Genomic DNA, 14,271 nt, shown 5'->3' with positions numbered 1-14,271 from the left:
GTTAGTGCTGTGCGGCAGCAGCTTCCATGTCATCCCAGCGTTGCAGGAGACGAGCCAGGATGCTGCTCTTGTCTGCTGCCAGGGTGTGTGGTTCGCCCTGTTCCACGATGCGGCCTTCTTCCATGACGATGACGTTGTCGGCGTCGAGGGCGCTGGCGGGCTGGTGGGTGATTTCGATGATGGTGGCGTTGGGGCGGGCTGCCTTTATTTGTTCGCCTACCTGGTGGGCCAGCTCCTGGTTAAGGTGAGAGGTGTATTCGTCCAGCACGAGCACCTGGGCGTCGGTGAGGAGAGCACGTGCGATGGTGAGTCGTTGCACCTGCCCACCGGACAGTTCGGTGCCAAATTCCCCCACTGGGGTGTCAAGACCGCGCGGACTGTTCCGTATGTCTCGGTCCATTCCTGCGATGCGGAGGACCTCCCATAGCTCGTCGTCGGTGGCATCGAGTTTGGCTAGACGCAGGTTCTCTGCAATGGAGGTGTTGAAGAGGTGGCTGGCTTGGCTCACTTCGGTGACGGCAGCACGGAGGTCATCGGGATTGATGCTGGTGGTAGGCGCACCGTTGATGGTGATTTCGCCGGCATCGGGGTCGAAGTGACGCAGCAGCATGTGCACCATGGTGGATTTGCCGGATCCGGAAACGCCCACGACGGCAGTGTGTTGGCCGCCGGGGAAGTCTACCGAGACATCCCGGAGAGCTTGTTTGCGGACTTGCTGGACGGTGACACCTCGGTCGGCGTCATCGAGGTCTCGGACCGTGTCGGTCATTCCCGGGTAGGTGAAGGTGACGTGGCGGAAGCTGATGGTGTCGATGGAGCCTGCGGGCATGGGGTCGCCGCTGTCAGGGACGAAGGGTTCCCGGTACTTGATGATGCTCATGCGCTCGGCAGCTGCGAAGGAGCGTTCCAGGTCGTCTGCAAAGTCTTCGGTACCGCGGGCGGGGGTGAATACTCCTAGCGCTACGGTGGCACAGATGGCGAGGTCGGGGAGGTTGAGACTTCCGTCGCGAACGGCGTTTGCCCCAACGAGCACGGTAGTGAGGACAGCGAAGAGTCGTAAACCTTCGCAGAGGCTGCGGCGGATGCCAGAGGTGAGGCGGTTCGCGAAGGCTGCTTCTCCTACCTGTTGCGAGATGGCATCAGTTTCAGTGAGGCGGCGGGGGCCGTAGCCGAAGCCCAGGACTTCCCGCATGCCTTGGGTGGTGTCAGTGAGGTGCTGGGTGAGGTCGCCGCGGATGCGTAGCATGTGTCGGGCGGCGCGGTGCGCGGGGCCGGAGAAAGCGAAGGGCACGACGTAGGCGGCGAGGGCGACGAAAGGCAGGATGGTGAGGGCGGCGGTCCAGCTGATGCTGGCGCCGAGCCAGATGAGGGTACCGAGGGGTACGACGACGGCAGCGATGGCAGGGGCGCCGGTGTGTGCGTAGAACACTTCGATACGGTCGTTGTCTTTGGTGGCGCGTGCCAGCAGGTCACCGGATTTGGTGGTGTGTTGGATGGCAGGGGCCTGCGGCCAGATCTTGTTGAAGAAGTCGGTGCGCAGAAGCTCGAGGGAGCGGAAGGCGCAGAAGTGCCCGAGGAATTGCTCGAGGTAGCGCATGAGGGCCTTGATGAAGGCGATGCCGATCATCCATCCGAAGGTCACTCCGGCGGCGTGACTGATGGCGGCGGTGTCAGGGGTGGGTTGGGTGTACTCGAGTCCGATGGTGACGAGGCCCCAGGCTCCGAGGGAGAGCAGCACGATCCCCAGCACCTGGTCGACGATGCGGCAGAGGGTGCTCAGGATGAGCGGCCACATAACGGGTTTGGTGACGCTAACGAGTTGACGAGCGAGTTCGGAGCGCTTGATCATGCCTGCTTCTCCTCTGTGAGATTGCCGTCTTTGAGGACGAGGACGCGGTCCACGTCGCGGAGGGCGGTGGGGCGGTGGGCAATGGTGAGCACGGTCTTGCCGTGGCCTACTTTTTCCATGGCGGCGAGGATGGCCGCTTCCGAGTTGATGTCGACGTGTGAGGTGGGTTCGTCGAACACCATGATGGGGGCGTCGGCGAGGATGGCGCGGGCGATGGCGAGACGTTGGGCTTGGCCGCCGGAGAGTGAGTAGCCTCGTTCGCCCACCTCGGTATTGAGGCCGTCCGGCATAGTGCGGACGTCTTCGGCGAGGGCAGCGGTGTCGAGGGAGTGCCACATTTCTTCCTCGGTGGCATCGGCTTTGGCGATGCGGAGGTTGTCTGCCAATGAGCCGGTGAAGAGCCAAGTGGTTTGGTTGACGGCGGCAGTGCCAGAGCGAATTTGTGCGGCTGGTACTTCACCCACGATCTTTCCGTCCACAGTGACGGATCCGGTGCGAGGGACGAGATCGCCCAGGACAAGGCCAGCCAGGGTGGACTTTCCGCCCCCGGAGGTACCGACGAGGCCCACATGTTCACCGGGGGCAATGTCGAGGTTGAGGTTGCGGAGGACCTGTTTGGCATCGTCGTCGGCGCTGTAGGCGAAAGTGACGTTGTGAAGGGTGATGGCGCCGGGCTGTGCGCTGGCGGCAGCGTCCTGGTGGACGGTGGGGTCGGCAGCCCGCTTTTCCTCGCTGATGATCTGGTAGGCGGGTTTTTCGGCGAGGAAGGCGCGAGCTTTGCGCTGGGCAGCGAGGCCTCCCATACCGACGTAGAAGAATTGGCCGATGCGATCGAGGGGCTCCAGCATGATGGTGGAGAGGAGGACGACAGCGACGGCTTGCCCGATGGTGATGTTTCCGTCGCGGAGCGCTTGGTAGGCGAGGAAAGTGGAGAGGGTGATCATGGCCAGGGAGAAGACGGCGTCGACGATGAAGATGACCAGTTGGTTGCCGAAGAGGAGTTTCATCATGCTGACGCGGTTGCTTTCACCAATATCTGCGAGTTGTTTGGCGATGCGTTTGGCGGCGCGGAAGGTACGCAGGGTGGTGAGGCCTTGGATGGCGTCCAGGTAGGTGGAGGAGAGTTCCCACCGGGCGCTGACGGTCTTGCCGGAGACTTTTCTGAACACCATTTCAAAGCTGCCGATGAGGATGGGCACCGCTGGGATGGTGAGGGAGAGCCAGCCGGCGATTTCCCAGTCGATGGTCGATCCGATGATGAGGATGGTGATGACGGGGGCCAACATGGAGCCGATCATGGGGCCGAGGAAGGTCTGCCGGTAATAGGAGATGCGTTCGGTATCGTCGGTGAGCAGGCTGACGATGCTACCAGTGCGTTCTGCGGAGCGTTCCTGGGTGCCGAGGCTCATGAGGTGGTTGACGAGTTTGTGGCGAAGGTGGAGTTCTTCCCAGACGGCGGAGGTCTGTGTGAGGAAGAGGCTGAACCCGACGATGAAGATGGAGACGAGCGCCAGGACAATGATGCCGGTGATGGTGCCACCGCTGACATCTGTGCCGTTGTTGGCAGCGTCAATGACGGTGCCGAGAAGGACAAAGAGGCCTCCGGTGGTTGCGGTGGTGATGAGTCCCAAGAGAAGAGCGAGGCGGATGACGCGGGTTCCAGCGCGTGTCCCCAGTGGTTCCTTCGGAGATTTCTTCGTCTTCGTGGTCTTCGCCATGGAGTACTCCAATCCCGTGTTCTGTGGATGCGGACGTGAAGAGCCTTAATAAGGGTTGGCTACACTTAGTCTTTCTCTTTTAAGAATAGCTTAAGCGACACATTGTCTCTAAAAAATTATTCTACGTTCACTCTGGGCGATTCGGTAGCCGCGAGAATCTCTCTGCTCTATTCGTAAAATGTGTATAGAACTGCGAATATAGGAAATTGTACGAGAGGTATAAAAATGCGCATGTACTAGTACATAGGGGTGTGGCAGTCCTGCTATTGTGCTGCGATATCGGCGACTATCGCGTTCGTTAGGGTAATGAGGTCACCAGGTGCGATCTCCAGGTCGCAGCCGCGCCGTCCGCCAGACACAAAAATGGTGTCCCACAACAAGGCGCTTTCGTCGATAACAGTGCGGAGTGCTCGCTTCTGGCCTAATGGAGAGATACCGCCAGCCACGTATCCCGTTGTTTTCTCGGCGAGGGCAACGGCAGCCATACGTGCTTTGTGCGCGCCCAGAGCCGTCGCAGCCTTTTTCACGGTGAGAGTAGTGGTGACGGGGACAATGGCAACTGCGAGGGGTGACTCACCGGGGGCGAGGGTGCCGGAAAGCTCAATGATGAGGGTTTTATAGATCTGTTCTGGTTCGATGCCCAGCCGGTCCACCATCACCTGTGCGGCTTCTTGGCCGTAGTGTTCTGACTCGTTCTCGTAGGTGTGCACGCGGTAGTTGAGTGAGGTGTGGGCGAGAGCAGCAAGAGCAGGGGTGTTAGCGGGGGTTGAAGCAGCTTTATTCACGCCCTTCACTTTACTTGTACGCTCTCGGCAACTCTTGGTATGAGACGGAATATCACCTATTTGGGGGGTGTTGAGGTGGATGGAAGGAGGTGGAGAATGGCCATTGGCATCCTAGACAGCCCAATTTTGTGTAGGCCGAACCAAGAGTCGGTACGAATTCTTGACACTGTCCTGCTCGCTAAGAGCGACCCTTACCCATTAGGGTTAAGGGGTAGTGCTCTTCCCGCCCGGCGCCCTCCGTGTCGTGCATTGCTAGTAAAGGTTAATCCCGTCAGTACCGCTTCTGCCCCAGTTCGCTCCGCTCAAAACCCTACCGAGTTGGCCGCACGTTTTGAGCGCGATGCACTGCCTCTCTTGGACCAACTCTACGGTGCAGCAATGCGGATGACGCGTAACCCTGCCGATGCTGAAGACCTCGTGCAGGAAACGTACGCGAAGGCATTCTCCTCCTTCGCTTCCTATAAAGAAGGCACCAATCTTAAAGCTTGGCTCTACCGCATCATGACGAATACGTACATCAATACGTATCGGAAGAAGCAACGCCAGCCGTATCATTCCCCCGCGGAAGAGATGACGGACGCGCAAGTTGCTGAGGTAGCGAACCACCACGCCACAGGTCTCCGGTCCGCCGAAGTAGAGGCCCTGGATAATCTTCCCGACGAGACTATTAAGCATGCGCTCAATGAGCTTTCGGAGGATCGTCGTATGGTGGTGTACTACGCGGATGTGGAGGGGTTGCCCTATAAGGAGATTTCAGAGATCATGGACACTCCCATCGGAACGGTCATGTCTCGTCTACACCGTGGACGGAAGCAGCTGCGTGAGTCGCTTCGAGATATCGCACTAGCCGCCGGTATTGGTGGAGAGGGGGGAGAACTGTGAGCAGTCGTCGCCGTAATTTGCTGGCCTCACAGCAGGAGCATGCCAGCCACTGTGGCACTAATGGTTGTGGATGTTCCGGTAACCCCACGTCGTCGTCCTGTCCGGTGAACCGCGCATACGCGCTATTGGACCCCCATGTGTCGGACTACTCCTCGTTGGACTGCTCCGTCGTCGTTTATGAAGTGCAGCGAATGTTGCACCAGCTAGATGATGACGATGAGTTGGCGGCAGAAGTGGGGGAGGAACTGGCGGAGTGCCCGTGTGGCGCGGAGCTTCTCGAGGTGGAATCGAAACTGCGCGGCAAACTCCATTACGCGTGTGCGGAACATGCTCCGGAAAATCTCCGTCTTCGCCTGTTATCGTATATTCACTGTTCTAACAGTGAACTGCCTGCTGATGGAGAAGAACTCAACAGCTAGCCCAGCGTTGAAAAAGACGCCTCCCGAAAGCATCCGGGAGGCGCCTGAAGCGTTCTAAGCGGGCTGCTCGGTAGACCAAGCCTGTCCGCGACTTAAGAGTTTGGCCGCTTTCCGTGGTTGGCCTTGCTGCCCTTACGGGCGCGCTTCTTGCGTCCACGCTTTCCCATAGTTGCCTCCTTGGTTCGTTTGGTGTGCACCATCCTCCGAATCGAACCACGAGGTCGTCGAAGTGTCAGTACAAATTGGAACGAAAATTATTCTTTCATTACCGGGCGGTTCAGTGCAATTAGATAAAAACGATCGCCCCACTGGAGAAGTGAGGCGATCGTAAAGTGGTTGTAATTAGACGGTGCTGCGGGCACGGACGCGAGCCTTACGACGCTTGAGGGCGCGCCGCTCTTCCTCGCTCATGCCTCCCCAGACACCGGCATCCTGACCGGATTCAATGGCCCACGCGAGGCACTGGTTGGTCACCGGGCAGCGATTACAGACCAGCTTTGCGCAGGCAATCTGCGCCAGCGCGGGACCAGAATTTCCTACGGGGAAGAAGAGTTCCGGGTCCTCGTCGCGGCAGAGTGCTTCATGGCGCCAATCCATAGTCGATGCTCCTTACTGAAAAAGTCACAAAATATTGCAGTCGTTAGTTTGGGGGAGTTGCTTATTGCATCTAAGCTAGAGAAGTTATGGGAAGAACGGGGGTGTTCTTTGCACACTCGTTAAATCTTGTCACGATTAAGATGGATGTCAAGAGATTTTTTCATTAATGTGACGAAAGCCACAGTGTAAATTCACCTATGATCTGAGTCACTAGATGAGATATGAGAAGTGGGTCTCACTTTTCCTAAAAATGCAGGTAAATGCATTTCCTGGGAAAAGTCCTAAAAAGGGACACCGCAATCTGTGTGCTGAGTTTATGTTACCGGGGAGTAAACAACAGGATTTTTCACAAATCCTGATTTGACACCTCTAATGCACATCCCATAAAGGCGAAAGTCCCAGGATAGTGTCACCCTGCTGGACCACAATCATGCCTCCAATAACCACAACTTTGCGGATTGCCGGCCCCGCAACTGGCAACAACCGAGCCCGCTTACCCGTATTTCCATCCACCAATGCGAGCCCCCCACGCACCGGAGCGACCAACCAATGTGGGGAACCCATCAGGCTCGACAGAATACCCGGTGTACCCACCACGTGCGCAGCACTCCACTTCGGCGCAAGAGTCTCTGCATCGAAAGCGTAGAGATTCTCACCGTCATTCCAGAAAAGGGACTTATCAGTCCGCACAATCGGAATACCCGGTAACGCCGCCCGCCCATGTTCCGCACGAGTCATCTCGAGTACCCGCACTGTCGTACGCGCAGCTTCATCGGCACTCTCCCGACGCGAATGGCGTAACACGACAAAACGTGGGGTAGGTTCGGCTAAATAGAGCAAAGCTCGAGAATCAGTGACTTCCAGCACCGCTCCATGGTGCGCACCCGTCAACCAGCTCCCCTCTAGTTCAGGAGTGACATCCTCCTTCGGAACAGCGTTAAAGAAGGTGAATCGCAGGGATGCATCGCCAGGACACCGCCGCAGCACACCCACCGTGTCATCATTCTCGGTAGCATCCACGACGTCACACACCGGCTGCTGTGCTTGATCTGGTTCCAAGGGAGTTTCGCTGGGACCCACCAGCATCGTTCGCACCAAATCAGCGCGCCAGGACTCCACCTGGTGCGGTCCATAGGAAAGAATATGTTGTCCGCCGGTCACAATCCGACGTGGACCAGCTGCAAAACCAGACCGAGAGGGTCCATACCGCCCGCCATCGCCCTTAATAAGCATGACATCGCCGCACCCACCAGGGAAGTCCCAGACAGTAACCGCCCCGCCCCACGCGGCTTCCAGCGCACACAAAGGAATACCACGCCGGTACTCCCACACCATCTCGCCCGTCATCGGACTGCGCGCAGTAACAGCCTCAAACGTGCCCGTCAGCACCACCGGGCCAGCGGTGAGCGGACCGCGCACCAGCCGAGTGGCGGTCACCGGAGATGGGGCCCGCCACACCACGACCAGCCCAGTTGGTTCACGCGTAATAGGAGCACCACTCTGTACTTGCCCGCCACGGGCGAGAACGGCGTGGGACCGGCCTCCCGTCACCCACGTGACCGCCGCCAACACGACAACTGCCACTATTATGAGAGCCACCGCAACGACATCGCGAACGGTATAGCGTTCCGCCGCTACCCGCACAGGGCGGGACTGGCGGCGCAGGCGAGGAGAAGCAGAAGCATGCTGGGCGGCCATCCTGGCCTCCTACTCAGCGGAGGAATGCTGGGTACGGCGGCGGCGGCGCCGACGCCGCTGGGAACCTTGGCCCTGCTGCGCGCCAGTCTCTTTGGCGGAACTAGCAGAGGCATTCTTATCCACAGAATCCTTGGCAGTAGCCTTGTGGGCCTCGGGAGGAACAGCCTGCTGCATCTCCGCCCCCTGGGTGGCGCCAGCACGAGTGCGCTTCCGCTGGCGGGCACGACCCCGCACCTCGCGGCGCTCCTCGCCGTCACCGTCCTGCGCATCCTTCCGCTGGCGGGCACGACCCCGCACCTCGCGGCGCTCACCATTGCGCTTACCGCGCTCTCCACCGCGGCCGCCCTGGCCATCCCGGGCTCGGCTCCGGCGCCGCGTGGGCACCCCAATGAGCTCCTGTGCGGGGCCTACTTCGCCCTTCACGTCGGGATCAATCCCGAGGTCGGAGTAAAGGTGCTCGGAGGTGTGGTAGGTCTCCTCCGGCTCACCCTTCCCCAAATCTAGGGCCTTGTCGATGAGCATCCAGCGAGGAATGTCATCCCAGTCCACCAACGTAACAGCAACACCAGAGTTGCCCGCACGGCCGGTACGGCCAATGCGGTGGACATATGTCTTGTCATCCTCTGGGCATTGGTAGTTAATAACGTGGGTGACATCATCAACGTCAATACCGCGGGCCGCCACATCGGTAGCCACCAGCACATCCACGGTGCCGTCCCGGAATGCATCAAGAGCTTTTTCCCGGGCCACCTGGCCCAAATCGCCGTGGACGGTAGCGACCCGGAAACCGCGCTCCGCAAGTTCCTCCGCCAACTTCTGGGCGGTGCGCTTAGTCCGGGTAAAGAGCATCGTCTTACCACGCCCCTCGGCTTGCAGAATACGGGCGACCATCTCCGTCTTGTTAAGGGCGTGGGCGCGATACACAAACTGGGCGGTGTTCTCATGTGTGGCAGAGGCATTCACCGACTCAGCCCGAATATGGGTGGGCTGGCGCAAGAAGGAGCGCGAAAGCCGAATGATCGGCCCCGGCATCGTGGCAGAGAAAAGCATCGTCTGCCGATCCTCCGGCACCATGCTGAGGATCTTCTCCATATCGGGAAGGAAGCCCAAATCCAGCATTTCATCGGCCTCATCCAGGACCAGCACTGACACCTTGCCAAGGATAAGGTGATGCTGCTGGGCAAGATCCATCAATCGGCCGGGGGTACCCACCACCAGATCAACCCCCTCGTGCAGGGCCTTGATCTGCGGCTCGTAGGGGGTGCCACCATAGACCGCTAAAACTGACAGGGGACGTACCCGGCCGGTCTCGTCGCCATCCTCCGTCCGTTCCTGCACCTGTAGGGTGTGAGCAGCCTGTGCAAGGTCCTCCTCCACCTGCAGGCACAGCTCACGAGTAGGAACGACCACTAAGGCGCGGGGTGTGCCGTCAAGCGGACGATCAGGTGACATCACCAAACGATGCAGCAGCGGCACCCCAAAACCATACGTTTTGCCCATTCCAGTACGGGCTTGACCAATGAGATCCTGCCCCGCCATGGCCAGCGGAAGGGTGAGCTCCTGGATCGCAAAGGTGTGTTCAATACCCTTTTCCGCCAGAGCCTCCACAATAGCGGGATGGACGCCCAAAGCGGCGAAAGTGGGGGAGTTAGCGGTGCTCGTTGCACCATCATCCAGCACCGTCGTCTGGACATTCATATCCAGTTCGGAATCGTGCTGCTGAGACTCTACAAAGTTGGAGGGGTGGGCCATAACAGGCGCCTCGCTTTCCGCGAAAACTATCGGCACGCGCGTCCAGAAGGGAGGGGAAGCGTTCCGCACGGTACTGACGATGGGATGCTCATGATGGAAGCACCATCACCGTCTCTCGCGCTCCTCTTGCGCCCAGAGCGGGACAAACACCGGGAACTGCCTCAGCTGCCGACTTGCGGAGAGATATCCACAAGCATGGAAGGCCGCGCACATTTCTTTCTACACAACCTGACTCAACAGGCGGCGTGCCTCAAGTCTAGCAAAGGAGAAGTGCAGACCTGGAAGGCGATGCGTACACTGGCAGAAGAGAACCCCGCAGACTGGCACCCTGCCATCCTGCACCCACCGAGGAGGAACCCATGGCCGTCACCGTCAAAATCACCCTGCAGGACTCTCCCGTCCAGATTTCTGCCCAGGTGGACGATGGTGCAGCAGTGCTCGCACAGGTGAAGGATGCCCTCGCCTCCCAGGCAGGTGTCCTGGAGTTTACTGACGTGAAAAAGCACCAATATGTCGTTGCTGCCTCCAAGATTGTCGCCGCGGAAGTCTCCGCTGAAGAAGGCCGTAAAGTCGGCTTCGCCAACTAGCATCAGCGACAGTAACAGCCCCGTAGTGTTAGGTGCCCTTCCCATCACCGCAGCTGGCACATTATGGTGGGGGTTTACTCCGCGGCAGTGCGCTACGACTGTGCTGGTAGAGCGCGTAGGCCGCTCCACATCATTCCCGCAATGAGGTCAGAGGCTGTGTCGATATCCAGCTCACTCTGAGACGTCCGCAACCACGCCTTCGCTGCCGACTCACTCGCTCCCACCACTGAACTTGCCAGCACTTGCGCATGTGGTGCGGCGAGCCCCGTGTCGCTCGAAATATGGTTCGCGATACGTTCCACGACGGCAGACGTCACCTCCTCAACCCGCTCCGCAGCATCCACATCATCGAGCATGTCGGAGTCGAACAGCAGCCGATAATACTGCATGTCATCGGCGACGAACTCAAAGAAGGCACGCACCGACGCCTGCACTATGTCACGATTACGGCCCGGTTGGTTGAGCACCGCGCCGATGGTCTCCTCCAAATTTTCCCCCGCTTTTTCCAGCACCGCCAAATAAAGATCGTGTTTGGAGGAAAAATACTGGTAGACGATGGGCTTACTGAGCCCCAGTGTGCTGGCCACATCATCCATACCGGTTCCGTGGTATCCGTTGGAGACAAAATGGCGACGCGCCGCGTCCAAAATTGCCTCGCGCCGTTCTTCTCGCGACACTCGACTAGTAGACGTGGTGTTCACTCCGTACCTCCTCGTCAGCCAACGACCTGGCAGCCCGCTCCACAGATACAGTCGTAACCGTCTCCGCTACTTCGCACCTTACCGGAGGGTGGCCAGGTGAGAAGTGAACTCGGTTCAAATTAAAAGGATGTCCCGTGGCTCCACAACACCCCTCCCCACACTCCACAAGATCTACAAGTGCCGCTTCTGAACAGGCAAAAAGAAGTGGAGCATGGCTGGTTGGCGGCATGCTCATGGCACTCCTCGCCGTGGTCATCATCATCGTGGGCATTGTCCAAGCCGTACAGTCCACACACAATACTGCCACCAGCGGCCACCAGCCGGCCATCGTAGAACAGTCCAATGGCCATTCAGCCACCCACCTGTCCGACCCCGCCCTCGCAGCCATCGTTGATGCCGCATTCCTCCCCGCGGGCGGCCCCTATACCGAGCGTGGCACCGGAGAGTTTGTCACCGACCCACTGCACGTCGCCCCCAGTATGGAAGCAAGCGCCGCAGCCACACCAGGGCAGGGAGCCCCTAACTCGGTGGCAGATGCTGTTGCTGCCGCCACTCTTGGGGCAGTCACCATCCCCTACACTATCGACATCGAGGGCGGTATCAACACCAGCCACATCGGTGGCCGCGATGTTTTCGCGTGGTGGGTGCATTCGGCCTTAGGGGATCCCCGCGGTTGGGTGAGCGGTGGACGTCGTAGCTTCCACCAATTCGACACAGTAGGGCTCGCTGCACTCCAGAAAGAGCCCACCGGAGTAGGGGCTGACCTTCGCAAAACTGCCCTACACTTCACCCTCGCCACCCCACTGACGACCCGCAAACTGTGCGGCTACACTCTGCCCGTGGAAACCTCCTGCTGGTCGCCGCAGACTCGCCGCGTCGTCATCAACCTGGCACGCTTTGTCCGGGGAGCCGCCACCTTCTCCCACGACCTCGCCGGCTACCGCTACTACGTCATCAACCATGAGCTAGGACATGGGTTAGGGTTCGGACACGAAGTATGTGGAGCTGCCAATGGCACTGCCCCGGTGATGATGCAGCAAACTCTCACCCTCCGCAATACGATCGTTGCGAAACTCGAGCCGAGTCTCTCCAGAGCTCCCGGATTCTCCGCCAGCTTCACCTGTCAGCCCAATCCCTGGCCTAATCCGGAAAACGTCGTTGCCGCTACACTTCCAGAGCTTCCCGTTTCCGAAACACCCTAAGGCTTTTTCCTCACCACGAGTAATAGTCGCAAGACCGGTGACGGGTCCCTGTCCGACTTCTATGCTGGAGACATGACTCCTCGCCCGGTACCCCCTAGCCGCGTTCCCCTCGCCCCCCTGGCCCCAGTGGGAACCCCACTCACCGCAGATCAGGAAGGGCGCTACGCCCGGCATCTCAACCTACCCGGTGTAGGGGAGGAGGGGCAGCGTCGCCTCTCCACCGCTCGGGTGCTTGTTATCGGAGCCGGTGGTTTGGGCTCTCCCGTATTGCTCTATCTGGCAGCAGCTGGCGTGGGCACCATCGGCATCGTTGATGATGATGTCGTGGATCTTTCCAATTTGCAGCGGCAAGTGATCCACTCCACCGCCACTGTGGGGGAGCAAAAGGTAGAGTCGGCTGCCCGGCGTATGCGGGGAGTCAACCCGGGGGTAAACGTCATCCCCTTCCCGGTTCGTCTCCACGCCGGCGACTTTGCCCAATTTGGAACCGACTGGGATCTGGTGGTGGATGCCACCGATAACTTTGCCACCCGCTACCTCATCAACGACCTTGCCCGACAGCTGGGAGTACCGGAGGTGATGGGCTCAGTTTTGCACTGGCGCGGCCAAGTGACGAGTTTTTGGGAGCAATGCCCCGATCCAGCCCGTGCCGTCACCTTACGAGATTTGTATCCCCAGGAACCCTCCGCCGATGCACCTTCTCGGGAGCCCGGTGCCGGCATCATGGGGGCGCTCTGCTGTACTATCGGTGGCTTCATGGCGACAGAAGCCGTGAAGCTCCTCCTCGGACAGGGCGATAATCTGCTGGGGCGCGTGTTGTATTATGACGCGATGCAGATGCGTATTCGAGAAATCGCACTTCGCCCTGATAGGTAGACGGTCTCGCCGGGTTTCGTCCGGCCACAACCCGCCTCCGACACGTAGGATAAAGACGTGAGTATGCTGCAGCCCTCTCCGAATGTCCTCAACGCTTTTGGTTTGCGTGATCCGCATCTAAGCCCCGCCCCTCGCGGCTGGGGTGGAGGCGTGCTCGCTGGCCCCATCGTGCTAACCCCAGTGGCGGACCGTGCCCGGGCCACCTGGTCCGCCCGCGTCCGCGACACCCTCGACCCCTCCGGAATCCGCATCGCCAGGCCGTTCCGTGCTACTGACGGTCGCACAATTGTGGGGGACTGGCGGGCTGACCACTATGGCCCCGGAGTTCTGCAGAATCGCCCCGATGAGGTGATCGCCACGTCTCTCCGCCTGCACGACGCCCTCGCCCCCCAGGAGCGTCCACGCTTCCTCGTCGGTGCTCCTGCCTCCCCTTGGACGGAGGCAGACTACTTCAGCATGGCCGACCGGGCCGCTTTCCACCCTGCCGGGCTGGAACTACTGCGGGACTATCTGCCGCACGGAACTGGAGTTGACGGCGGCCTGCGGGCTGATATTGCCGCAGGGGTGGAGCTTTACCAGCAGTTTGCAGACTTACGAGAAGATGTCCACGCTCCTGCCCAAGTTGTCCACGGAGACATGCTGTTTGGAACACTGTTTGAGCCAGGAAGTGCCCCACTGGTCCCCGATATTGTGCCCTACTGGCACAACCCGGCTTGGGCTGCGGGAGTCATAGTGGTGGATGCCCTGAATTGGGCGGGAGCAGATGCCGACTTGCCACAGCGCTGGCGCCACCTGTCCGAATGGCCCCAACAGCTTTTGCGAGCGTATCTGTTCCGGTTGGGCCTGCACCTTGTGCACCGTCATTCCGCCGCGAGCGCCTACGACAAGCTGCTCCACACGGGCGTGGTGATTGCAGACTTCGTGGCTAACAGCACGTCGGTAGAGCCGGCGGTTGTGCCGTCTACCGAACCGCCTGCTGCGGAGATCACCGTCGATGAAGGCGCGGACTCCAGCGCGCACCTGGACGTCTCTCCAGAACCCACCTCTTGGGAAGACACCGCAGAATTTCCCGAGGTTGGCGATGCATGGGAGGGAGCCCCAGACAGCTCTGCCTCAGCAGATCCAGAGCTCCAGACGGGGGAGGACGCCACTTCCCCAGAACATCACTGAGTGTCCGTGCAGGTTGTGCAGTGCCCACAAATGTT

At 59.7% G+C, this 14,271-nt stretch carries 13 protein-coding genes; 6 read left to right on the top strand and 7 right to left on the bottom strand.

Translation table 11 applies throughout. The features are described 5' to 3' along the window. Position 1: 1 nt before the first annotated feature. From Q0X28_RS00430 to ybaK, 3 genes are all read right to left on the bottom strand, one after another. A complete protein-coding gene (locus Q0X28_RS00430; protein WP_298575399.1) occupies positions 2 to 1,849 on the bottom strand; it encodes an amino acid ABC transporter ATP-binding/permease protein in 1,848 nt (615 codons plus the stop codon). After that, the gene (locus tag Q0X28_RS00425; RefSeq protein ID WP_298575396.1) at positions 1,846 to 3,567 is read right to left on the bottom strand and encodes an ABC transporter ATP-binding protein/permease; all 1,722 of its coding nucleotides are present in this window, start codon (positions 3,565 to 3,567) and stop codon (positions 1,846 to 1,848) included. The genes Q0X28_RS00430 and Q0X28_RS00425 overlap by 4 nt, the downstream gene beginning before the upstream one ends. Positions 3,568 to 3,830: 263 nt before the next feature. Next, positions 3,831 to 4,352 (bottom strand): Cys-tRNA(Pro) deacylase, encoded by a 522-nt coding sequence (gene ybaK, locus Q0X28_RS00420; RefSeq protein ID WP_298575393.1) that lies wholly within the window; start codon positions 4,350 to 4,352, stop codon positions 3,831 to 3,833. 318 nt (positions 4,353 to 4,670) lie between these two features. Between ybaK and Q0X28_RS00415 the strand changes: the two genes are divergently transcribed. Together Q0X28_RS00415 and Q0X28_RS00410 are read left to right on the top strand one after the other, a co-directional pair. After that, positions 4,671 to 5,234, top strand: a complete 564-nt coding sequence (locus Q0X28_RS00415) for a sigma-70 family RNA polymerase sigma factor (RefSeq protein WP_367270658.1) — start codon at positions 4,671 to 4,673, stop codon at positions 5,232 to 5,234. Beyond that, positions 5,231 to 5,653 (top strand): hypothetical protein, encoded by a 423-nt coding sequence (locus Q0X28_RS00410; RefSeq protein ID WP_298575390.1) that lies wholly within the window; start codon positions 5,231 to 5,233, stop codon positions 5,651 to 5,653. The genes Q0X28_RS00415 and Q0X28_RS00410 overlap by 4 nt, the downstream gene beginning before the upstream one ends. A gap of 342 nt (positions 5,654 to 5,995) precedes the next feature. Here the strand turns inward: Q0X28_RS00410 and Q0X28_RS00405 are convergent, their stop codons facing one another. The 3 genes from Q0X28_RS00405 to Q0X28_RS00395 form a co-directional block, all read right to left on the bottom strand. After that, complete coding sequence (locus Q0X28_RS00405; RefSeq protein ID WP_053962325.1) at positions 5,996 to 6,250, bottom strand: WhiB family transcriptional regulator; 255 nt, start codon at positions 6,248 to 6,250, stop codon at positions 5,996 to 5,998. 369 nt (positions 6,251 to 6,619) lie between these two features. Then, positions 6,620 to 7,948, bottom strand: coding sequence for a hypothetical protein (locus tag Q0X28_RS00400; protein WP_298575385.1), 1,329 nt, complete (start codon positions 7,946 to 7,948; stop codon positions 6,620 to 6,622). Positions 7,949 to 7,957: 9 nt separating this feature from the next. Further along, positions 7,958 to 9,646: a DEAD/DEAH box helicase gene (locus tag Q0X28_RS00395; protein WP_298575976.1), complete on the bottom strand. Its 1,689-nt coding sequence runs from the start codon at positions 9,644 to 9,646 to the stop codon at positions 7,958 to 7,960. A gap of 413 nt (positions 9,647 to 10,059) precedes the next feature. Here Q0X28_RS00395 and Q0X28_RS00390 point away from each other — a divergent pair, with 413 nt between their 5' ends. Then, positions 10,060 to 10,287, top strand: coding sequence for a DUF3107 family protein (locus Q0X28_RS00390; protein ID WP_053962327.1), 228 nt, complete (start codon positions 10,060 to 10,062; stop codon positions 10,285 to 10,287). Between the two features lie 92 nt (positions 10,288 to 10,379). Here the strand turns inward: Q0X28_RS00390 and Q0X28_RS00385 are convergent, their stop codons facing one another. After that, positions 10,380 to 10,988 (bottom strand): TetR/AcrR family transcriptional regulator, encoded by a 609-nt coding sequence (locus Q0X28_RS00385; RefSeq protein ID WP_298575381.1) that lies wholly within the window; start codon positions 10,986 to 10,988, stop codon positions 10,380 to 10,382. A gap of 233 nt (positions 10,989 to 11,221) precedes the next feature. On the opposite strand from Q0X28_RS00385, the gene Q0X28_RS00380 reads away from it, so the two are divergent. The 3 genes from Q0X28_RS00380 (at position 11,222) to Q0X28_RS00370 (ending at position 14,236) form a co-directional block, all read left to right on the top strand. Then, entirely contained in the window at positions 11,222 to 12,190 is a 969-nt protein-coding gene (locus tag Q0X28_RS00380) for a DUF3152 domain-containing protein (RefSeq protein ID WP_298575378.1), read from the top strand. 72 nt (positions 12,191 to 12,262) lie between these two features. Continuing rightward, entirely contained in the window at positions 12,263 to 13,066 is an 804-nt protein-coding gene (locus Q0X28_RS00375) for a HesA/MoeB/ThiF family protein (protein WP_298575375.1), read from the top strand. 63 nt (positions 13,067 to 13,129) lie between these two features. Beyond that, on the top strand, positions 13,130 to 14,236 hold the full coding sequence (locus tag Q0X28_RS00370) for a TIGR02569 family protein (protein WP_296238136.1): 1,107 nt from the start codon (positions 13,130 to 13,132) through the stop codon (positions 14,234 to 14,236). Positions 14,237 to 14,271: the final 35 nt, after the last annotated feature.

Source organism: uncultured Lawsonella sp. (genome assembly GCF_947252745.1).
Lineage (GTDB): Bacteria > Actinomycetota > Actinomycetes > Mycobacteriales > Mycobacteriaceae > Lawsonella.
This window is presented reverse-complemented; position numbering and strand designations above follow the sequence as displayed.

Bases quoted from the DNA above. Each gene is read 5' to 3' on its own strand.
- Q0X28_RS00380 (WP_298575378.1), top strand. From the start codon at position 11,222: ATGGCACTCCTCGCCGTGGTCATCATCATCGTGGGCATTGTCCAAGCC.
- Q0X28_RS00400 (WP_298575385.1), bottom strand. From the start codon at position 7,948: ATGGCCGCCCAGCATGCTTCTGCTTCTCCTCGCCTGCGCCGCCAGTCC.
- Q0X28_RS00390 (WP_053962327.1), top strand. From the start codon at position 10,060: ATGGCCGTCACCGTCAAAATCACCCTGCAGGACTCTCCCGTCCAGATT.
- Q0X28_RS00375 (WP_298575375.1), top strand. From the start codon at position 12,263: ATGACTCCTCGCCCGGTACCCCCTAGCCGCGTTCCCCTCGCCCCCCTG.
- Q0X28_RS00425 (WP_298575396.1), bottom strand. From the start codon at position 3,567: ATGGCGAAGACCACGAAGACGAAGAAATCTCCGAAGGAACCACTGGGG.
- Q0X28_RS00395 (WP_298575976.1), bottom strand. From the start codon at position 9,646: ATGAATGTCCAGACGACGGTGCTGGATGATGGTGCAACGAGCACCGCT.
- Q0X28_RS00405 (WP_053962325.1), bottom strand. From the start codon at position 6,250: ATGGATTGGCGCCATGAAGCACTCTGCCGCGACGAGGACCCGGAACTC.
- Q0X28_RS00370 (WP_296238136.1), top strand. From the start codon at position 13,130: ATGCTGCAGCCCTCTCCGAATGTCCTCAACGCTTTTGGTTTGCGTGAT.
- Q0X28_RS00430 (WP_298575399.1), bottom strand. From the start codon at position 1,849: ATGATCAAGCGCTCCGAACTCGCTCGTCAACTCGTTAGCGTCACCAAA.